Raw genomic sequence first — 20,859 nt, forward strand, 5'->3', positions numbered from 1 at the left:
GAAACTGCGGAAGTTGGGTTAACACATTTCTAAAACAGCACATTAGCCCTCACAACATGTTTCATTACCCCAAAAAAGTTCATATTCTTCTTGATAACCTACCGCCCAGCCTATATCATAATTGAATCCAAGAGGTTTAAGGATATTGAATGTTTCCAGATGTAGAGGAGAACGCCTTAATGAAGCAGGATGAAAGAAGAAAACATCCTAGAATCAAAACAGATAATTTGATGTCATATATCTGTCTGGATAATGACGGCAACGAATTGGGCCAGGGAATGGGAACCGCTGTGGACGTCAGTCAGGGGGGACTGCTCCTGGAAAGCCACTCGCCTATTGATGCTAACAAGATCTTGCTTGCATTTGTTGGCCCTGACAATGAATTGATTGAGATCAATGGTGATATTGCTTACAGCAAAGAAACAAAAATTGGAATGTTTCAAGCAGGAGTCCGCTTTTGCGATAGCAATGAAAGCATCAAAAAGTCCATAATAAGCATAATAAAGGCATATAATATACAAAAAAAGACAATCAAACACTAGGATAGGGCATTTTTTCAACCCCATTGCGTCAAGCCTGACATAACGCGATACTTTTCAGGGCATCAATCCATCATTCCAACCCCTTTTGGGCATCATTTTCAGTAATACTTTCATTTCCGGCCGTCCTAAATATAGCCATGCCTTCATACTGGGCGAACAGGAGCCCTGCTATGAGCGCTGGAAAGAAATTCGCCCCATGAACAACAGTGGCAAAGGACAGGGCAGGACCGGCCGGCACACCGAACATGGCAAGGGCTATCTGGCAAAGATAATGATAAGTACCTACATAGCCTGGAGAAGAAGGCACAACTACCGCTATGGTGGTAACCACCAGAAGGACAAGGCTGACCGACCATGTCAAATTGTATGGCTTAGCAAAATCAAATGCATGCAGGCAAAAGAAAAATACAATGCCGTAGCAGGCCCAGATTATGACAGACAGGATGCCCACAGTAACATAATCGTGCCATCTCTTCAGGGGCATGATGCCTGAGGCAAATCTTTCGATCACAGAGCCGATCTTTTCTGCAAATTTTTCAGGCAGAGGACTCAGGACAATATCAACAATTGCAATTGCCCTTGGGGTCAACATCTTCAGAAAAACCAAGAATGCCAAGAGCCCAAAGGCGCAAGCAAGCATTATATAACCACTCTTGACTAGCCATTCGGGAAAAGGATAAACGAAAAAGGCCAATAGCATTAGCACGAGAAGCGAGAAGATATCTATTATCCTTTCAACCACTATGGTTGCAAAGACGGGGCTTAGAGGTATCTGCCGCTTTTTACTCAACACATAGGCGCGCAGAAACTCACCCAGATGGGCAGGCATAATCAAATTGGCGGCATAGCCAATCATCAGAGATGAAAAAAGGCTGAAGGTGTCTATCCGGCTTAGAGGAACGAGAAGATATCGCCACCTTAGAGAACGAAGATAGTGACTCAGGAAGATGATAGCGAGTACTGGCGCCATATACCAGTAATTGGCAGTCCTGGCGGCCTGCCACATTTCACCAAAATCAACTTTGCGAAATGCAAGATACAGACATAACAGGCTGATCAGAATGCCCGCCACAAATTTTATCTTCTGCTTGGCCCTGTTCATCTTGCCTTATTTTCGCACACATTGGCCACAACTGTGTTGTTTATTCAGACCTTATAAAACTCCCTGTACCACTGAACAAAATTTTTAATACCAACGCTGAGAGTAGTCTTTGGCTCAAAGCCCAACAGGTCTCTTGATTTCTGGATATCAGCGGACGTTTCTTTAACGTCCCCCGGTTGCATTGGCATCATATTTTTCTCTGACTTCCTGCCTAGTTCCTCTTCGAGGATCTCAATCAGTGTCATCAAGTGTTCAGTCTTTGAGTTTCCGAGGTTAAACACATCGTATGGGACAGGTCTGTCAATCGCAGCTATGGTCCCTGCTACGATGTCGTCAATATAGGTAAAATCCCGCTTCATATCTCCGTAATTGTATACATTTATGGGCCTGTTATTCAATATTGCGTCAGTAAACAGAAACAATGCCATATCCGGACGCCCCCAGGGACCATAAACAGTGAAATACCTGAGTCCTGTACAGTTTATCTGGTAAAGATGACTATATGCGTGGGCCATCAGTTCATTTGCCTTTTTGGAAGCAGCATAGAGAGAAATAGGATTATCCACCCTGTCATCAACACTGAAGGGGGTCTTTTTGTTGCTTCCGTACACAGATGAGGACGAGGCATAAACAAAATTTGCTACCCCGTTATGACGGGCCATTTCCAGCAGGTTTAAGAAACCCTCAAGATTGCTTTTTTGGTAGGAAAAAGGATCTGTCAGGGAATATCTGACGCCCGCCTGGGCAGCTAGATTACATACCACATCAATATGTTGTTGTTTGAAAATTTCTTTAAGTGCGTTAAGATCTTGGATATCAACATGATGAAAAACAAAATTATCAAATGACTTCAATATTTCCAATCTTGCCTTTTTGAGATTCACATCATAATAGCTATTAAGATTATCAATACCAACAACGATCCTGCCTCCTTCGAGCAGTTTTCTTGCCAGGCTGAATCCTATGAATCCAGCCGCCCCGGTTACCAACAGGACCTGATCTTTCTTTGTCATTGCAGCCTTCCCTCATCTTGTTATTGGAAAGATTGTAACAGTTAGACAAAAAAAGATTGTACCCGGAGGGCCTCCTTCCGGATACAATCTTTTAATTTTTGATAGAGTTAATGTATGTCAATGAAGTTATGTCCTAATTTGGAAGGGGGACAAACTGTTACATCATACCTCCCATACCTCCCATTCCACCCATACCTCCCATTCCACCAGGAGGCATGCCGGGCATTGAGTCCTTTTCCTCTGGTTTGTCAGCAATCATAGCCTGGGTTGTCAGCAGAAGAGATGCAACGGACGCAGCATTCTGTAAGGCGAATCTGGTTACCTTTGCAGGATCAATAACACCTGCCTTCATAAGATCTTCAAATACTCCTGTGTCTGCGTTATAACCAAAGGCACCTTCTCCCTCTTTTACCTTTGCCACAACCACAGAACCTTCAGCGCCTGCATTGTTTGCAATCTGGCGCACTGGCTCTTCCAATGCCCTCATTACAATATCAACCCCGGATTTTTCCTCGCCCCTGGCCTTGGATCTGGCCTTTTCGACAGCAGCTATTGTCCTGACGAGCGCAACACCACCACCCGGGACAACTCCCTCTTCCACAGCGGCCCTTGTTGCATTTAAGGCATCCTCAACTCTTGCCTTTTTCTCTTTCATCTCAATTTCTGTTGCAGCGCCAACCTTGATCACCGCTACACCACCGATCAGTTTGGCCAGTCTTTCCTGCAGTTTTTCACGGTCATAATCAGAAGAAGTTTCATCAATCTGGGCACGAAGCTGTTTCACACGGCCTTCAAGGGCTTCTCTGGATCCTGCACCGTCAACAATAGTGGTATTGTCTTTGTCAATGGTGATCGTCTTGGCCTGGCCAAGATCCTGAAGGGTAACGTTTTCCAGTTTGAGACCGATCTCTTCGGAAACAACCTGACCACCGGTGAGGATAGCGATATCTTCCAGCATAGCCTTTCTTCTGTCACCGAACCCGGGCGCTTTAACAGCAGCCACATTCAGGGTGCCGCGCAACTTGTTGACAACCAGAGTGGCCAAGGCTTCACCCTCAACATCTTCTGCAATAATTACAAGGGGTTTACCTGTTTTTGCAATATCTTCCAGTACAGGAAGCAGATCTTTCATGGAGGATACTTTTTTATCACAGATCAGGACATAGGGGCCGTCCAAAGCCGCAACCATTTTTTCAGTATTGGTTGCGAAATAAGGTGAAAGATATCCACGGTCAAACTGCATACCTTCAACAACATCCAGAGTGGTATCCATGGATTTGGCTTCTTCAACGGTGATAACACCTTCCTTGCCGACTTTATCCATGGCTTCGGCAATGATGTTACCAATGGTTTCATCATTGTTGGCGGAAATGGTTCCGACCTGGGCAATTTCATTCTGATCTTTGGTGGGTTTGGCAAGCTTTTCAAGGCTTTCAACGATCTTAGCAACAGCTTTGTCAATACCTCTTTTAATACCCATGGGGTTGTTGCCGGCAACAACCATGCGCTGCCCTTCTTCGTAGATGGCACGGGCAAGAACAGTGGCGGTGGTGGTACCGTCACCCGCCATATCAGAAGTTTTTGAAGCCACCTCTTTAACCATCTGAGCGCCCATGTTTTCAAACTTATCTTCGAGCTCAATCTCTTTGGCAACAGTTACACCGTCTTTGGTAACATTGGGAGATCCCCAGGATTTGTCAATAACAACATTTCTTCCCTTGGGACCAAGGGTAACCGTTACTGCGTCGGCAAGCGCCTGAACGCCTTTAAGCATAGCTTCACGTGCTTTGGCATCGTACTTAATTTCTTTAGCCATTCTATTTTATCTCCATCAAAATCTTTAAATTATTTAAATTATATTGAAGTATATATTATATTTAAACGCAACACCCTGAAATGATGTTTCAGGACAAAGCAGACATTACTCAACAATACCCAGCACATCGTCCTGGCGCATGATCAGATAATCAACGCCGTCAATTTTGACTTCCGTGCCACCGTATTTACTGAACAATACGCGATCACCGACTTTCACATCCATGGGAAGAAGCTTTCCGTCTTCACCCATACGTCCGTTACCGGTTGAAACCACTTTACCTTCGGCGGGTTTTTCCTTTGCTGTATCCGGAATAATGATACCGCCTTTGGTTTTTTCATCTTCTTTAACACGTTCAACAAGAATTCTGTCGCTCAATGGTCTTAAACTCATGATACAATTCTCCTTTAATTATAATAGTTGCGCATTTAAATTTTATTTTTGAATTAAGTCAACTTGTTAAGCAGATCGCCATCTACTTGGAATCTGATTTGGAAGCTGGCTTTTCTGATTTTGCTGATGATTGTTCTTTAGGCTTGGAACCTGAATTGGCTCCGCCGTAATCCGTTACATACCATCCGGATCCTTTAAGATGAAAGGTGCTTTGGGAAATAATCTTTTTTAGTTTACCATTGCACCTGGGACAAACTTCCAGGGGGGACTCCGAAATTTTTTGAAAAACCTCTTTTAAATGTCCACACCTGCTACATTGGTACTCGTAAACCGGCATTTTGGCTATTCCTTCATTCTAAATTACTGAAACCGCTTCTTTTGCGGGACTCCTTGCTTGAAAGACAGAACTAAAGTAACAAGTCTTTTTTCCTTGTCAAGGATGGGTCCTTAAAATTTTTAAGGACCTCTTCATTTAGATCTTTCAATACCATTATGAATAAAATTCAAAGACTTGTGACATACCTGGCACTGTTTTGGGCGCAATAATATCATGGGTAATCCCATGTACTTTTTTTTCTTCTTCAAGGGTCACTTCCGCTTCACAGGCATTTTCATAGCGATGTTCAAAGCGTGCAAAGCGTACCACATGAACAAGCTCATGAACCAGAATATACAAAAGAAACGGCTCAAGACCAATTTGGGGTTTTTCTGCAACAAAAGAAATAATCGCAGGGTCCTGGATACAAACATGGTAGAGACTAAAGACCGAAGAGCCTAACGAAAGATCCTGTCGCCGGCCTTCATATTTAAGCACCTGGGCAAAGGGGCCTTCCACCCGTTCATGCGGAAGCAGATCCCTGGCGGTTTTAATATCATATCTGTTTTTAAGCCATTGAGAGGAAGACAATTTAAAATAATTGTACACCACCTCCTCGGCCCGAAGTGCTGCTGTTGCCACCTGCTCAAGTTCACTCTCATTAAAAAACCGTGTCATTTACACGCCTTCCCCATGAAACAAAAGAATGGACACTTAATTTAAAACTATGCTATAGTCAAAATTTAGCAAATCAAATGACCGTTTTACAGATTTCAAAGGAGGTGATTTTTTTGGGTAGCGTTATAAAAAAGAGAAGAAAAAAAATGCGCAAGCATAAACATAGAAAGCTCCTTGCCAAAACCAGACATCAAAGAAAGAAAAAATAGGTTCTAAAGAAACTGGATTCGCCTTTTTCTTTCGTAAGCCCGTGGGGAGTATTGAGTTGTATCAACTCAGCTCAATACTCATTCCCCATGTGTCTCAGCCCCCAATACGGCCGTTAATCTGAGCTTTTCTTAAAATATTTCATCAACTCGGACTCCGTTGACAATATAACGGTGCTATCCTTATCAAGCGTCTTTGTGTACAGCTCCATGGTTTTCACAAACGCATAGAATTCGGGATCCTGGCCATAGGCGGCGGAATAGATCCGAGTCGCCTGGGCATCGGCCTTTCCCTTTATTTCCTGGGCCTGTTTATACGCCTGGGATTTAATTACCTGCAACTCCTTTTCTTTCTCTCCTCGAATATTGCTGGCCTCTCCTTGCCCCTCTGCCCTGAATTTTTCTGCAATCTGATTTCTTTCGGCAACCATCCGGTTATATACAGAACCTCGAACACTGTCGATATAATTAATTCGCTTAATCTTAACATCCACGATCTGAATTCCGAAATCCGCTAATTTTTCCCGGGCCTGTTTTTCTATTTGGCGGGCAATTTCAGCCCGACCCAAATCCACACGATAACGAACCATCCGTTTAGGGGTATCTTCACCCTCCTTGGCTTCCAGACCCCGGATGGCATCGAACGTATCCATGGGGCGGTCTGTGTTTCTTACACTCTCCACAAGCGGGTATGCGGAAATCAAATCGCGCATGGCCGGATCAATAATATCATCCAGCCTCTTCAGTGCAGAAAATTCATCCTTCACCGTCTGGAAATAGACAACAGGATCACTGATCCGCCACCGGGCAAAAGTATCGACCCAGATATAAGTTTTATCCTTTGTGGGAATCTGTCCCGGATCTCCGTCCCATTCAAGCAAATTTTTAGGAAAATAATTCACCTTCTGGATAAATGGAACTTTGAACTTTAATCCCGGTGTTTTCTTCGCATCACCCATAATACGCCCGAACTGGGTAATAACCACTTGTTCGGTTTCATCTATCACATAGGCAGAATTATACAAAACCAAAGCCGCAATGACTGCAATCGCCAGAAAAACGGCATTCACCCTTCCCATATTACTATTTGCATCTTCCATATTTACTCACCTTTCCGAAGGGTCTGATCTGATAATTTAGCCCCCATATTTACAAACGGCAGCAAATTTTTCTGATCCGAATCAATAATATATTTATTTTCCAGTTTGGGCAGGACTTCAAGCATGGCTTCCAGATACATCCGTTTCCGGGTTACATCCTTTGCCTGGACGTACTCATCATAGATGGCCTTGAATTTGACAGCATCACCCTGGGCACGGTTCACCCGATCAATGGCATACCCTTCGGCATCTTTAATCACACGTTTTGCTTCGCCCCGGGCCAGGGGAATCGCTTTATTGTATTCTTCCCGGGCCTTATATATGGTCTGCTCCTTTTCCTGAATAGCCTGGTTAACTTGATTAAAGGAGGCTTGCACCGGTTCCGGCACGTTGGTCTTTTTCATCTCAATATTAACGATACTGATCCCGGCTTTTGCATTGTCCATTTCCTGTTGGAGCATTTCCTTGGCCGCACTGGCAATCTCTGCACGACTTGAAATGACCTCATTGATGCTTCTGTCGCCCACAATCATTCTCATCGTTGCTTCGGACATATGCCGTAACAGGGATCGTACATCTTTTACATTAAAAAGATACTCCCTGGGATCAGATCTGCGGTACTGAATAATCCAGGGCACAACGGCAACATTAAGGTCGCCTGTGAGCATTAAAGATGAATCCTGCCCGGAAGGCTCCGCAGACAAAGGATCGGATCCGCTGCCGTTGTAGGTTTTCAACCCGAACTCTTCGGTTTCAACCTGTCTGACATTCACTTTGGTTACTTTTTCTATGCCTGCGGGCATCTTGAAATTCAGGCCGGGCTGGGCCAGACGATTATACTTTCCGAAACGCTGGATCACCCCAACCTCACTTCGGCCAACGGTGAACACTGTGGAAACACTTATCACTACAGCGAGGAGAAGGATTCCCATAAAAAAGATGCCGGAAAATTTAAATCCTTTAATTTTTTTTAACAGATCATCCATTTGGGGCGGCGAAGGCATCCCAGACCCTCCACCCTGTTTCTGTTCATATCTTTTCTGATTTTCTCGAAGTTTTTCCCAATCCCAATTCATAAAATTACATCCTGTTAATGAATAACCAACCTGACAGCATCACTGTGTCGATTGGTTAGCTTGAATATTTATATAGGCAAAATACTACTCTAATTATAAGAATAAAGATTAAAAGGCAATATTTATTTGGAACACCCCCTGCTGCAAAGGGTATCAAATAAGCTTGCAACGTGCTTGGACTGTATACGTACAGATTCCCTATCCTTTAATATTATGTTATGACATTATCGAATCAGTATAAATATATCACTTGATATCACTTGGAAATTAAACATGAACAAAAAAACAGGTACAAGCCATCTGACTCATATCAGCGACATATTGTCGAAGGCTTTGTCAAAATACAAACCACCCCAGGAAACGGAAATCACGAAGATATGGAAAATATGGGATCTATCATTAGGGACCTCCATCGCGCAGAATGCCAAACCTGATACATTTAAGAACGGTCAATTACAGGTAATAGTATCAAGCTCGGTATGGATACACCAACTCAAATTCCTTGAAAAAGAGATGATTGCGAACTTGAATGCACGACTGAACACGGCCTTAATCACACATCTACGGTTTAAAATTGGAGAAATACACTACTGATCGGCTTTTTGGGGGAAAAATATCTGTTTTGCAGCCGGCAAAGGGCTACCGTTACAGCATGGACCCCTTTGTGTTGTGCAGCCAGATCCCACCGGTCTGTTCCGGTGATCGCATCCTTGATATAGGATGCGGCTGCGGTATTATTCCGGTTATCCTGGGATATTGTTTTCCTCAATCCTATATTACCGGCGTTGAAATTCAACCGACACTTGCTGAAATTGCAATGAAAAACATCATCAATAATGAACTTGAACAGACGGTGTCGATTATTAACGAGGATATTAAGAATATCAATCCTGAATCTACAAACGGACATTTCGACCTTATCCTGTCAAATCCACCGTATAAAAAACATAATACAGGAAGATTAAACCCGGATCGTCAAAAAGCCGTCGCCCGCCACGAGATTACCATGAATATCAAAAACCTTGCAGAAAAAGCAGAAACGCTTCTCGGGAACAACGGCCGATTCATGATAATTTTCCCTTCCGAACGCCTGACAGATATCCATCAGGCAATACAGGCAACATCTATTTATCCGGAGTGGATACGCTATATTCATACCGGACAAAAAAAAGCACCTAAACGTGTAATTTTTTCAGGACGTAAGAATATAAGCGATTCCGAACGAGTTCTGCCGCCCATTTACCTGTCGTCCAACAATATCATGGATATGAATATATTATCCAAACGCATTAATCCTTGACACGTTGATTAAAAGATACTATTTTGCTCGGGTCTATTCGGAGAGGTGACCGAGCTGGCTGAAGGTGCACGCCTGGAAAGCGTGTGTACTCTAACCGGGTACCGGGGGTTCGAATCCCCCCTTCTCCGCCAATAGGCTAATAAATTCAGATAGTTACAACAAGAAATAAGTCTGTATACCCATCTGTGTTACCATCCCAAAAAGTGATAAACTCTTTTTATTTATTCTTAAGAGCAAAAGCCTTGATTGACGAGGGTTCCAATAGAAACGGCGATTCCAGCCACAATGCACGGCGGTTGATATGGACGCCTTCTGTATAATCCGAAACGCCGGGAGCGCTTGGATTTTGAAGGCCGATATCCTGGATAAAAAGCTCATCTTCTCTGGCAGGTTCTTCTAAATCATCAATCTCGGGCTCTGGCTCGGGGGCTGGTTCTGGTTCTTCTTGGTGTTTGGGGTTATTTGTGCACTGTGCACTCTTTTCTTTTTCTGACGGCCTTCTGCCGTGCTCCGCAGTTATAACCTTGCCCCTCAACGCCTCACCGCTAACCACATCCCCAGGTGCAGCCCCGTCGTTCTTTATGATTTTTGCAGCATCAAGTATCTCCTGCTGAGTCGTGGCTATGAAAAGCTCTTCAGCGTCTCCGGCTTCTTCTGCAAAATCATTAATCTCTGGCTCTGGATCTGGCTCCGGCTCTGGGGCTGGGTTGTTTATTTGGGATTCAGTCCCAGATACTTTCTCCCCTGAATTAATCCTTACACGATCCCTCAACTTCTCCCCGCTAACCACATCCCCAGGTGCAGCCCCGTCGTTCTTTATGATTTTTGCAGCATCAAGTATCTCCTGCTGAGTCGTGGCTATGAAAAGCTCAGTGTATCCTGCAGGTTCAAAATCATCAATTTCCTGCCCTGGATCTGGATCGGGTTTATTTTGGCACTGTGCCATTTTTTCTTTTTCAGATGGCCGACGTCCTTGTTCTGCCGTCCTAACTCTATCCTGAAGCGCCCCCCCACTCACCCAATCCCCCGGTGCAGCCCCGTCGTTCACCCGGCTGGCAAGCTCAAAATAAAAACCGGCCACCCAAAAAAGGACGACCGGTTCTAATGGATGAAATGAAGAACTTCCACTGGCCGATTTCTCGGAAAACGCAGTGAGCCCGTTTTATTTAAAGCCGCACGGATCAACACGGCTTCATATCAGTTAATCCAGGGCCGTCACGATCTCCGCAACGCTGGATAGATCGCTACCGGATGCAGGGCCGTATTTTGCATCAACTCCAAGGGCAAGCACACAAGCAGGTCCACCACTGGAGCCACCAGTCACAAGACCGGCTTTCAAATACCGGGTTGTCTGGGCGATGGTCAGCAATTCCTGATCCCTGACGGCAATCACGATCTGTTTATTGTCGTTGGCGCTCGCGTTGGCTGCAAGCTGTGTTGCTGATTTCAGGGCCACGGCGTTGCTGCCATCGGAATCACAGTAATAAACCGTGAAATCAATTGTTTCGGCTGCCATGTTGCCCAGGGCGCAAAAAAACAAAGCCTGGTTGAATTTACTCATATCCACCACATCGGTGAAAACTTCAGAGTTTACAACGGTCTGCGGGTCGATGGTGCCGATAACTGCAATCTTTTCGCTTGCCATTTCATTAATCATAGTCATGTTCTCCTTATCTCGTCGCCAAGGCCACAAACGGGCTATATGTTGTCACACCATCGCGCCCTGTAATCACGGAAGAGCGCCAAGGCATCCCGGAAATTCGCATAACGAATCTGAACGCTGTCAACCCCTGGACAAACCAAACGTGCATAGAAACATCCTGCCGCATACCTGTGGATTTCATAATAACCCGATATTGTGAAAGGTCTGCCATAATGATGTCGCCAAGATCCCCAACCGGATTGCAGGCTTCCGTGTAAATCACAGGCAGGCCGGCCAATCTATCATATGGGTTGTCGGCCAAGCCACCACCTGAAAGGTAAACAGGAACACCACCATCACCAGTTGCAAGGTACATACTCCGAAGCTTTGGCAGACAGGTAGAGTGCGCCAGTACCACGGCATTTTTTCTGTGCTGGGGAAGCATTCCGGCTTCCATTTTTGCGATATTCTCAAAGAGGATTGTATCAGCGGCTTGCTCGGATTCTTTGGCCACGGTTTTTACGCCGCCAGCATTCAGAATGCCAAGCGGTTGGCCTGCTCCGGTTCCCTGGACGATTGCCAAGCCAATTTTAAAGGTGAAGATTTCCCGGACTTTCCTGTCCAGGTAAGCGGACAATGTCGGGGCATCTTCAAGCAGTTCATCTGATACAGGCACCAGGGCAGTAATTTTGCCAAGGCGCTGAGTGTTTGTCTTCAACGCGGGTTTGCTCTGTGTCAGGCTTGCGGCTTCATCTTCCCAATATGCTTGAATCCCGGTTGAACCCCAGGGCACGCCCTCATCCACCGGCTGAACAAAGGCATTCCCCAACACGGTTGTGATATTGCAACGGCCCAGGATGCCGTCATCGGCAAACGCGTCAGCCATAATCTCGCGGCTGAAATCGGGCGGTACGAGAACGCCACCATCTGAGCCTGCACCCTCGCTGCCAAAACTTGTGGCCGCTGCCTGGACATAACCCTGTAAAGCGTCACTCGGCACACTTCCGGGCCGGGCTGCGTTTCGGATGTCAAAGGCCATTTGCCCCAGGTTTTTAAACCCGAATTTATCCGGGGAAAGTTCGCTTGTTTCGCCGTAAAAAACACCCGGCCCCTGCTGCCTGTCCAGGATTTTTTCAAGATTGTCCAGACGTTCGCCGCTCTCTGCCAAATTTGCTTTAAAACCGGTCATTTTCTCGTCAACTACACCGCTCAATTCCTTGGTAAGGTTTAGGAGTTCATCAAGGCTTGGTGCATTCTGCTGATTTCTCATTGTACTTTTCCTTTTTTTAGTTAACTGTTTGATTTTACAATAAAAACATAGATATTGCAAGCATTTTCAACGTATTATTTTCAAGGGTGGTTTCGATGCTGAAAACCTGCCAGTTTGGGCCTGTTTTGCTTTTTCCTGCTTTTCTTCTTTTTTGCCAAGCGCCTCACCTCCGGATTTTTTGGCTTTTACATAGGGAAGAGCATATTTAGCCGCCATTGTGCGAAGTTTCGGGTCTTGCGTTTCATCACTCACGACTGAAAGCAGAAAATCCAATGGGCTTAAACCATCACCCCCTTCTATAATCCCAGGCGTTTTTACAGGCTCCCGGTAACAATCTTTGTGCTTTCCGCTTGAACACCATCTCAAAATTGTGGTTTTGTGTACATTAAGGGCCCTGGCCGCTTCCAGGATGCTGACGAACCTTGCACCCCGTATAAAATAAACGAATTTGGCTTTTCGGCCTGTGCTTTTGCTATTTTCCATTTTTTTGCACCTTTTTTTCATAAATCGGGAATTAAAAATCTAAATGCGGCCGAACGAGGTTTCCGGGATCGCAATCTCGGCAAGATTTGACCCCCCGGCCCATGATGCCTGCCCGCCTGCGCCACCAGGCCACGAGGGACGGGCCTGCCATGAACATCTTTGCCCGCCGTACCACGCCACAAAGCTACAAGCGCTTCACGATCCATCATGACGGCATCCTCCACTCAAGTTCATCAAGCAAGGATTCGAACTCCTGAATGTCAGCCGTAAGCCGGGATAAAAACTTCCGTAGGCCGTTGAAATCACCACCCTGTGGCCTGGATTTGATCCGGTCTTCCAGGGTTTTAAACCGGGTGTTAATGATCTTTGTAAGCTCCTTATGTCTCATTGTTCTATTCCTTCATATTTTGTTAGATAATTAAACCGTTCGCGTATTTCTCTTGAATATTTGCTTAAGAAGGCATGAGTCAGATATTCAGCCCCTGCACGATCTCCGGCAAACATAAACGGCACACCATACCGAATATGAAACGCTGCAATTGATTGAAGTACCGCATCGGGAGACATAGCGCTGTTATACTGTTTCATGCTGATCTGGTGGAGTCCGGCCTCGATCACCACGGCAAAAAACTCATAAGCCCTTGCCCTGGATAGTTCCCTCTCGAACCGTTCCCGGCCCTGACCCTTCAGGCATCCAATCAGGTCAGATATAGATTTCCGTTCGATGGCCGCCCGGTCCTCGAATCCCGGCAGGGAATAGTCACCAGTCGGCAGGGTGGCGGCATCCACATGGACGTTGGGAACACTCTCAAAAGAATATGGTCTTTGCTCTCGTGTGTCGGTCAAAATTATCATGCCGCAACCTCCACAAGCTTCTGGTAAAACAGATTTATTGCCTTCATCGCCTCAAGGTTACCTCCTCGGTCCGGATGGAAAGTAAGCGCCATTTGTCGGTAAATGGCCTTTATGTTTTCAAGGGACAGCGGGCTATCATCTCGGACAGGGTACGAAACCAGCCGTTCCGGTATCCGATCCGGGAAGCGGTCCGCAACTTCTGCCTTGATTTCCAGGGCAAGGGAACAATCACTAACGTCTGCCGTGAAGTTCAGCCAAAGCAGGTATGAGTCCGGCAAATCCTCTATGCGCGTTCCTTTATATTTTCCCCAGGGCATTATCATGTCTCATCTCCTATAACCGTGTGGTCATATCTCAAGAAAAAACAGTTCTGGTTTGTGACGGGTGTGACGGGTTGACAGCAATTTGCATAAAACTCTCTCCACGAGAAACCTAATTTTCCCTGGTTGAAAAAGTTACGCAAAAAGGGCTTAACCCGTCACACCCGTCACACTTAAATATCATCAATAATTCCAATACCTTGATAACAAGCTCCGGTCCTTCCCTTGGTTTTTTCAAAGCGTTCGCCCATCTTGAGACCAAATTTTGTACCGGATAAAGGCTTCAATCCGTTTTCAGTCATCCAAGTTTTGTAATGGTCAAACAGTGATTTTGCCTTCGCTGTGTATCCAGGCCCGACAATGCAAGCTTCATCTATGAACAATTGAAGTAAATCTTCGCTGGTCCTGTATTCATCCGTTGATTTGGTTACGATCTCAGGTGGACAAAGGCCGTGTTCCTGCCATTCAAGGCAACCTGCCACCAGGAATGAAAGGATACCTTCGGCCTCTGCCTGCAATTTACTCCATAGGTGCGGGTCCTTTTTCAGTTCGTCCGGTTCCTGTGGATTGTCCACGAATTTCATGCCAAATGGAACAAGGTGGATGCGCTGCCACAAGGCAAAATCTTCGGCTGGTGCATGGGGCCGATTGTTCGTGAGGAGCATTAAAGAAAATGATTGCGGGAATGACACTTCTTTCCGCCCATAGGGTGCCCGGCCCACCAGATCCCCGCCTCCTGTCAAAAGCTTGACCTTGCCTGTGTCCATCCTGCGGCCCTCGTTGGTCTCGGATGCCCAAGCGATCCGTAATCCCCTGAGACGCATAATATCGGCGCTCGGCCCGGACGAACTTCTTAAGCGCCCCTGATCCAATAGCAGTTCAGATTGTACCGGCCCGGCCAAATTCTCACCCAGGACAAATTTTATAGTTTCAAGCAAAGTGTCCTTACCGTTGCGCCCAGCACCAAAGAAAATGAAAAGCTTGTGTTCAAGGTTTGCACCCACAAGGGCATGGCCAAGCATCCGCTGAATATAACAAAACAGTTCCGTATCGTTGCCGCAGATTTCCATCAAGGAACGTTCAAATTGTTTACAGACGGCGCTTTTGTGGTATGTTGTAGGACAAGCTGACTTTAGGTATTGCTCCGGCTTACCAGGTCTCAAATCGCCTGTTTTAAGGTCCACAACGCCGTTTTTACATGGCAGTGCATACGGGTCCCGGTCCCATTCGTCGCCGGTGATCCCCAGGCTATTCGGACCCATGGCTGCAAATTCGGCTACCTGTTTCCGATAAAAAAGGTTGTTCAAATTACGGATGGTTGTTTGCAGGGCTTTTTGTTTGTTTTCAAGTGTTTTGACTTGCATCTCAAGGGATTCTTTTTGAGCCTGATCCGCTGTTTTGAGCCGCTGCCCAATAATAATAATTTCACCGCGAATGTGGGATTCGGTCTTTTTAAAAATATCCTGAACGTCATCAAGTGCCTGGAAAGTTTCACCAGTGCCATCCGATGCCCAATAGTGGCCGGCGAACTTATGCCAAATCCCGGCTGCATGATCAAAGCAAAACTTCCCATTAAGAATTTGTTTAGAAATATCAGAGCAACCTTTTTGCCCATCAAAGGCGGAATTGATAATGTCTTGCCGCGATAGACCAAACCTGCTCAGATAATCGTCTAATTCATCGTTTTGGGCGTCTTCCTGGCTTGGCTGTGCTGGTTCTTTTGGATTTTCTAAGATCGCTTTTGCGGCATCAAGACCGGCCTTGGCATAATCATTAAAGTCCTGTCCCGCGCCTGGCGGTATGACAATTTTCAAACCATTTTTAAACGCCGCCTTGTTTGCAGCTTTTAGCCCGTCCCCGCTTGAATCGTTATCCGCTGCCACAATGACGGATTCATGCTTTTCCTTCACCCAGGGCAGGACATGCTTAAAATTTTCCTTGCCACCAACACAATAGACGGTTGAGCCTGTGGCCTCTTGGATGCTGTGTCCGGTTGCCGGGCCTTCGCATACATAAACAACGTCATTTGTCCCGGCTATTTTATAGGCTGATCCGGTTACGCCCTGGCCGTTGTTTTTGGCCTTGCTCAGGAAAAGTTTTTTATCCAGGCTGATAAGCTGAACGGTTTGGAGCTGACCGGCGCTATCATGGAAAGGCACCACCCAATTGTCATGTTTATCAACCCTTATTACGTCAGGTCGAATCTGCTTTTTATCAATATACGGATGGGATACCTTGCTCATGGATTCATCCCAAATATGTTGGGCCAAGGGCTTTTTGCCAGAACTTGAACCATTGATCTTGAGAAAATTCCCTTTGATTCCGCAACGGTGGCAATGAAAAACGCCTGTATCAAGATTAATGCCCAGGGTCTTATCCTGGCCTTGTCCGCCCTGGCAAATGCAATTGGCTCGGATCTCACCAGACACTGCGCCCGATCCTGTAGCGGCTTGGGTCACAAAATCACGGGCATTCATAAGGATATTAATTGCCGCATCCGAATAATTTTTTTCTTGATTTTTCCCGATAATTTTTGTATTATTCAACATTCGATTTCCTTAAAACGCCCATCTGGTTGTCCGCCGGTGGGCGTTTTTTTATGGATCGTAGGCGCGCGGGTGTGATATGGTGGGCGCGCCTACGATCTTGATTTGGTGTCTCGATCATGGCACGCCCCGGGGGGATTGCTTGGCGGCTCCCCCCCGGGGCATACCGGCTATTTTTCAATCTTCGTTTCTGCTCTCTTTTTCTCTTTCGGCTTCAGCCTTTAATTCTGCTCTCAACTGTTCTGCCTGTGCCTCAAGTTCCATGAGTCTGCGTTCCTTGTCGGAAAGGGTGCCGTCCAGGTTTTTGTCAAGCTCTATGTTTTCAAGACTTCGTGCAAAAATATAAAATGGTAAATTGTCTCTGTGGTTCTGAAACTGCTCCTCAGTGATGACTTCAAGCTCACGATAGTGGAGCGCACAAAAAAGATTAAAATCCGAATATTCGTTGGAGAACTCTCCCATTTTCTCGATCACATCGGGGTTTATGTTTTTAATTTTCTTCGGCACAAGGCCGGTTGCCCTGGCGTGGTTCACCCGGTTAATTGCAGCGTTTATGAGGGATCGCACAACACCCGTTGGGGTCGTACCCGAAGGGGAATAATCAATAAATTTTTGAAATCGTTCTGACTCTTCAGCGCCCAGCGTAATAGAAATTCTTTTTGACATAATATTACCTCTTAAAATAAATGTTTTAGCTTGAGCTCAAAATATATGCTTGTTGAGCTCGTGTCAATAAAAAAGTGAGTTCAAGAAATTGAAGTCAGAAACATGCAATTGTTTATTTTCGGCAATATTCAATCATTCTGTTTCCTTGACGCCAAGGGCGGAAAACCATGTCGGCGTTTTTCTTTTTAAGCTTTTTTACGTCGTTCCCACGCTTCCACTTCTTCGATGTCCCAACGCGAACAGCCTTTGCTCAATTTAATTGGCTTCGGAAAACCAGATGTTTTAACCCAACGCCAGATTGTTGTCCGGTGGGTTTCGTAGCGCTTGGCAAGCTGTGTGTCCGAATAATAAACCATTGGTTTTAATCCTTCTTTTTATCAGTCAAAATCATGATTATGATTCATTTTAGGCAAAAAAATATTAAAAATGCCGTTTCAACGAAAAATAAATTTCTCTCAAATTGATAACAAAACAGTTTGTGATATGTTTCATTTCAGAAACCTTTAGAACTATATCAGAGTCTCTTAGTGATAAATATGTAACAGAAAATTTATCAAAGACATCCGAATAAAAAACCTTAACAAAGACTTGAAGTTCCGGGTCACTTTCAATGATTTTTTGACATTCTCTATATAACGTCCGTGTTTCCAACAAATCAAAAATGAACTTTAACTTACTAATCGGAATCCCAAAACTTGTAAGTTCCTTAATGATACTAAATTGAAAGAGATTATCATGGGAATAGAGTCTTCGTTTCCCACGCCCCATTCCCGGATCAACTTCAGGCGTAACAATACCATTTTCAGTGTAAAACTGAATTTGCCTCTCCGTGAGACCTGTTATTTCCGCTACCCGTTTTTTATTGAATTCTGTTTCCATAATCTTATGTATAAATCATAACAGTGATTCATTGCAAGCATTTTTTCTTAATCAGTTGCAATCTTTAGTCGATAATCTTTCTAATAGGTATAACATTATCAGTGCAAGCAGGTTCCTTATTTATATACTCCACCCAAGAATTCATGAGATTGCGCCTTTTGTCCAGCAGATCCCCACGCGCATACGCTTCCCTGACATCATTTCCAACTTTATGGGCAAGGCACATTTCAGACATTAAATCAGGGAAAGCGGTTTGCTCAGTCGCCCAGGTCTTAAAAGTGGCCCGGAATCCATGCGGGACGGCGCTTACTTTCATCCTGCGACATAACATAGATATACTCATGTCTGACAACATGCCGCCCCGGGCAGCCGTGAATAAATAATTGCTCCCCTCGAATCTCGGCAATTTTTCCAACAATGAAATAGCATCGTCACACAAAGGCACCCGGTGTTCCCGGTCCATTTTCATACGCTCCGAAGGTATTACCCAGATACGGTTTACCATGTCGATTTCATCCCATGTTGCGCCCCTTGCCTCAGATGATCGGCAGGCCGTAAGTATGATCCACTCCAACGCCCTGGCCGTCATCGCTGGCCGTTTTCTTAGCTGAATCATAAATTCGTATATCTCTTGGTATGGCAAGGCTTTGAAATGTTGCTCGTTTTTTATTTTTGATGGTTTGGGTAAAATTTCAGACAAGTTTCCCACCCACCTTGCCGGGTTCTCACCCGTGCGATATCCTGAGACAGTGGCCCAATTCAAAACTTGCTCCACCCTTTGCCGAACCCTGCTTGCGGTCTCAGTTTTTTCTGTCCAGATGGGCTTAAGTACGGATAATATTTCCGGCAGATCAATATCAGATACTGATATGTCCCCTATGATGGGATTAACATGCCTTTCAACGGATGATATCCAGTCTTTTGCATGCTTGTCGCTTTTGAACTCGGCTGCTTTTTTCCGGTGACACCTCCGGGCAGCGTCTGCAAAGGTCAAATATTGCGCCTGTTCTTTTTTGAGAGCATCCCGGTGTTTCCTTTTTTCTTCAACGGGGTCAAATCCAGATTCAACCATTTTTTTAATACTTCTGGCTTTCTCGTGGGCCATGGCAAGAGTTACGTCAGGATATCCACCCAAACCAATGGATCGGCGCTTATTCCCTATCTTTGTCCGGAAAATCCATGATTTTGTGCCGGAAGGCTTGACAACCATTAATAAACCTGCAATGGTGCCTACCGCATGGCGGCCAGGCGCTTTAATCCGTGAAACCTCAACAGCGGTAAGGTTTTTCACTCTTTTGGGCATAAAGGCCCCCCAGTTCTATTCCCTGTTTTTTGTGGCATCATCTGTGTTACCATAAAGGAATACTAAAACATGAAATTGATTGCAACAGATAAGAACGAGAAAAAAAACAGATAAACAACAAAAGATATTATTTCAGATGGTTATGAAACAAAAAAATATTGATTGCAACAAGGAAAGGGTGGCCCCCTTCTCCGCCATTTAAAAGGAAAGCTACTGTGATTGCAGTGGCTTTTTTTACTTTATAGCCGATTTTTCGATAATATTCTCATATCATTCATGAACAATAGAATAAAACAAAATAATCTTAAAACCCCTTTTGATATTGTGGAAAACTGTTCACCCCTGTGGAAAAAAATTTTTGCCGAGGCAGTTCGAGATCCTGCTGAACTATGCAGACGTCTGGAAATCTCAAACGAACATGTGGATTTAAATTCCAATTTTCCAATGCTTGTACCTGAACCGTTTTTACAGCGCATCAAGCCCAAAGACCCCCTGGATCCGCTTTTACTTCAGGTCCTTCCCAGAAAGGAAGAATCTGCTGTGAGTCCGGACTTTACAACCGATCCGCTTGGTGAGAATGGGCATTTAAGCCCTGAAGGCACCCTGTCCAAATACCACGGCCGTTCTCTCATCGTAACAGGCAAGGCGTGCAGTATTCACTGCCGTTTCTGCTTCAGGCGGCATCTACCGCTTCCGGAGATAGAGGAAAACAGCATTTCAAGCGGTTCCGGTATTCATCCGGAAATCATTGCCGCTCGATTTAAGGCTGACCCCACACTCCACGAGGTAATCCTCAGCGGCGGGGATCCCCTGATGTTAAGTGACAGGCAACTTCAGGATCTCATTTTCCACCTTGACCAGGTCCCGGGTATACGAAGAATCAGAATTCATACCAGGATGCCGATTATCATTCCCCAGCGGCTTACTGAAAACCTGCTTAGCTTGCTGAGTAATCATAAACGTTATGGCAAGAGAGCTAAAATGATTGTTGTATTACACGTCAATCATCCCAATGAACTTGATTCCGGGGTTTCCCGTTCAATAGAAGAATTAATGGATTCCGGGTGCATTTTATTAAGCCAAACCGTGCTGTTACGACAGGTGAATGATTCTTTGCCTGTGCTGGCTGAGCTTTTTGAGCGTCTCATTGATTTAGGGGTTATGCCATATTATCTTCATCAGCTTGATCGGGTTGCCGGCGCTGCACATTTTGAAGTCTCACCCGAAGAAGGATGCGACCTGATAACAAAACTGAGGAGACTGTTGCCGGGATATGCAGTCCCACGCTATGTCAGGGAAATCCCAGGGGAACCGGGTAAGGTTGTGTTAAAATAGCTGATGTTGATTGAGAAC

At 45.2% G+C, this 20,859-nt stretch carries 25 protein-coding genes and 1 tRNA gene; 6 read left to right on the plus strand and 20 right to left on the minus strand.

Translation table 11 applies throughout. The annotated features are described in order from the left end of the window. Positions 1-149: 149 nt before the first annotated feature. Entirely contained in the window at positions 150-542 is a 393-nt protein-coding gene (locus B3D59_RS01185) for a PilZ domain-containing protein (protein WP_286817252.1), read from the plus strand. A 70-nt stretch (positions 543-612) separates the two neighbouring features. On the opposite strand, the gene B3D59_RS01190 is transcribed toward B3D59_RS01185, so the two are convergent. The 6 genes from B3D59_RS01190 to B3D59_RS01215 all read right to left on the minus strand — a co-directional run bounded on the left by B3D59_RS01190 (position 613) and on the right by B3D59_RS01215 (position 5,860). Continuing rightward, positions 613-1,614, minus strand: a complete 1,002-nt coding sequence (locus tag B3D59_RS01190; protein WP_286817253.1) for a lysylphosphatidylglycerol synthase transmembrane domain-containing protein — start codon at positions 1,612-1,614, stop codon at positions 613-615. A 74-nt stretch (positions 1,615-1,688) separates the two neighbouring features. Next, positions 1,689-2,657: an NAD-dependent epimerase gene (locus B3D59_RS01195; protein WP_286817254.1), complete on the minus strand. Its 969-nt coding sequence runs from the start codon at positions 2,655-2,657 to the stop codon at positions 1,689-1,691. Between the two features lie 157 nt (positions 2,658-2,814). Beyond that, on the minus strand, positions 2,815-4,473 hold the full coding sequence (gene groL / locus B3D59_RS01200; protein WP_286817255.1) for a chaperonin GroEL: 1,659 nt from the start codon (positions 4,471-4,473) through the stop codon (positions 2,815-2,817). 105 nt (positions 4,474-4,578) lie between these two features. Next, on the minus strand, positions 4,579-4,866 hold the full coding sequence (gene groES, locus B3D59_RS01205) for a co-chaperone GroES (protein WP_004074092.1): 288 nt from the start codon (positions 4,864-4,866) through the stop codon (positions 4,579-4,581). Between the two features lie 82 nt (positions 4,867-4,948). Further along, complete coding sequence (locus tag B3D59_RS01210) at positions 4,949-5,203, minus strand: FmdB family zinc ribbon protein (RefSeq protein WP_004074091.1); 255 nt, start codon at positions 5,201-5,203, stop codon at positions 4,949-4,951. Positions 5,204-5,356: 153 nt separating this feature from the next. Next, complete coding sequence (locus tag B3D59_RS01215) at positions 5,357-5,860, minus strand: hypothetical protein (RefSeq protein WP_286817256.1); 504 nt, start codon at positions 5,858-5,860, stop codon at positions 5,357-5,359. Positions 5,861-5,973: 113 nt separating this feature from the next. Between B3D59_RS01215 and B3D59_RS01220 the strand changes: the two genes are divergently transcribed. Continuing rightward, complete coding sequence (locus B3D59_RS01220) at positions 5,974-6,069, plus strand: 30S ribosomal protein bS22 (RefSeq protein WP_083843579.1); 96 nt, start codon at positions 5,974-5,976, stop codon at positions 6,067-6,069. Between the two features lie 113 nt (positions 6,070-6,182). Here B3D59_RS01220 and hflC read toward each other — a convergent pair whose 3' ends face one another. After that, positions 6,183-7,166, minus strand: a complete 984-nt coding sequence (gene hflC, locus B3D59_RS01225; RefSeq protein ID WP_286817257.1) for a protease modulator HflC — start codon at positions 7,164-7,166, stop codon at positions 6,183-6,185. A 2-nt stretch (positions 7,167-7,168) separates the two neighbouring features. Then, complete coding sequence (hflK, locus tag B3D59_RS01230; protein ID WP_286817258.1) at positions 7,169-8,242, minus strand: FtsH protease activity modulator HflK; 1,074 nt, start codon at positions 8,240-8,242, stop codon at positions 7,169-7,171. A gap of 273 nt (positions 8,243-8,515) precedes the next feature. Between hflK and B3D59_RS01235 the strand changes: the two genes are divergently transcribed. The 3 genes from B3D59_RS01235 (at position 8,516) to B3D59_RS01245 (ending at position 9,673) form a co-directional block, all read left to right on the plus strand. Then, complete coding sequence (locus B3D59_RS01235) at positions 8,516-8,836, plus strand: DUF721 domain-containing protein (protein WP_286817259.1); 321 nt, start codon at positions 8,516-8,518, stop codon at positions 8,834-8,836. A 28-nt stretch (positions 8,837-8,864) separates the two neighbouring features. Next, positions 8,865-9,542, plus strand: a complete 678-nt coding sequence (locus tag B3D59_RS01240; protein ID WP_286817260.1) for a tRNA1(Val) (adenine(37)-N6)-methyltransferase — start codon at positions 8,865-8,867, stop codon at positions 9,540-9,542. A 39-nt stretch (positions 9,543-9,581) separates the two neighbouring features. Then, positions 9,582-9,673 (plus strand) — tRNA-Ser (locus B3D59_RS01245). Between the two features lie 86 nt (positions 9,674-9,759). Here the strand turns inward: B3D59_RS01245 and B3D59_RS01250 are convergent. The 12 genes from B3D59_RS01250 to B3D59_RS01305 all read right to left on the minus strand — a co-directional run bounded on the left by B3D59_RS01250 (position 9,760) and on the right by B3D59_RS01305 (position 19,506). Further along, positions 9,760-10,560, minus strand: a complete 801-nt coding sequence (locus B3D59_RS01250) for a hypothetical protein (protein WP_286817261.1) — start codon at positions 10,558-10,560, stop codon at positions 9,760-9,762. Between the two features lie 183 nt (positions 10,561-10,743). Further along, positions 10,744-11,199 carry a hypothetical protein gene (locus B3D59_RS01255; protein ID WP_286817262.1) on the minus strand — a complete coding sequence of 152 codons (456 nt, stop codon included), beginning with the start codon at positions 11,197-11,199 and terminating at the stop codon, positions 10,744-10,746. Positions 11,200-11,212: 13 nt separating this feature from the next. Beyond that, positions 11,213-12,514 carry a phage major capsid protein gene (locus B3D59_RS01260; protein ID WP_286817263.1) on the minus strand — a complete coding sequence of 434 codons (1,302 nt, stop codon included), beginning with the start codon at positions 12,512-12,514 and terminating at the stop codon, positions 11,213-11,215. Positions 12,515-12,520: 6 nt separating this feature from the next. Next, the gene (locus B3D59_RS01265) at positions 12,521-12,727 is read right to left on the minus strand and encodes a hypothetical protein (RefSeq protein WP_286817264.1); all 207 of its coding nucleotides are present in this window, start codon (positions 12,725-12,727) and stop codon (positions 12,521-12,523) included. A gap of 415 nt (positions 12,728-13,142) precedes the next feature. Continuing rightward, positions 13,143-13,325, minus strand: coding sequence for a hypothetical protein (locus B3D59_RS01270; RefSeq protein WP_286817265.1), 183 nt, complete (start codon positions 13,323-13,325; stop codon positions 13,143-13,145). Continuing rightward, positions 13,322-13,792: an ERCC4 domain-containing protein gene (locus B3D59_RS01275; RefSeq protein WP_286817266.1), complete on the minus strand. Its 471-nt coding sequence runs from the start codon at positions 13,790-13,792 to the stop codon at positions 13,322-13,324. Before B3D59_RS01275 ends, B3D59_RS01270 begins: the two co-directional genes overlap by 4 nt. Then, complete coding sequence (locus B3D59_RS01280) at positions 13,789-14,115, minus strand: putative quorum-sensing-regulated virulence factor (protein ID WP_286817267.1); 327 nt, start codon at positions 14,113-14,115, stop codon at positions 13,789-13,791. The genes B3D59_RS01275 and B3D59_RS01280 overlap by 4 nt, the downstream gene beginning before the upstream one ends. 170 nt (positions 14,116-14,285) lie before the next feature. Beyond that, positions 14,286-16,661, minus strand: coding sequence for a phage/plasmid primase, P4 family (locus B3D59_RS01285; RefSeq protein ID WP_286817268.1), 2,376 nt, complete (start codon positions 16,659-16,661; stop codon positions 14,286-14,288). A gap of 174 nt (positions 16,662-16,835) precedes the next feature. Beyond that, positions 16,836-17,324 carry a hypothetical protein gene (locus B3D59_RS01290; protein ID WP_286817269.1) on the minus strand — a complete coding sequence of 163 codons (489 nt, stop codon included), beginning with the start codon at positions 17,322-17,324 and terminating at the stop codon, positions 16,836-16,838. 185 nt (positions 17,325-17,509) lie between these two features. Then, positions 17,510-17,680: a helix-turn-helix transcriptional regulator gene (locus tag B3D59_RS01295; RefSeq protein WP_286817270.1), complete on the minus strand. Its 171-nt coding sequence runs from the start codon at positions 17,678-17,680 to the stop codon at positions 17,510-17,512. A gap of 64 nt (positions 17,681-17,744) precedes the next feature. Then, positions 17,745-18,203: a MerR family transcriptional regulator gene (locus tag B3D59_RS01300; protein ID WP_286817271.1), complete on the minus strand. Its 459-nt coding sequence runs from the start codon at positions 18,201-18,203 to the stop codon at positions 17,745-17,747. A gap of 64 nt (positions 18,204-18,267) precedes the next feature. Next, positions 18,268-19,506: a tyrosine-type recombinase/integrase gene (locus tag B3D59_RS01305; protein WP_286817272.1), complete on the minus strand. Its 1,239-nt coding sequence runs from the start codon at positions 19,504-19,506 to the stop codon at positions 18,268-18,270. Positions 19,507-19,782: 276 nt separating this feature from the next. On the opposite strand from B3D59_RS01305, the gene B3D59_RS01310 reads away from it, so the two are divergent. After that, positions 19,783-20,841, plus strand: coding sequence for a KamA family radical SAM protein (locus B3D59_RS01310; protein WP_286817273.1), 1,059 nt, complete (start codon positions 19,783-19,785; stop codon positions 20,839-20,841). Positions 20,842-20,859 lie beyond the last annotated feature (18 nt).

The organism is Desulfobacter sp. UBA2225 (assembly GCF_002348205.1).
Lineage (GTDB): Bacteria > Desulfobacterota > Desulfobacteria > Desulfobacterales > Desulfobacteraceae > Desulfobacter > Desulfobacter postgatei.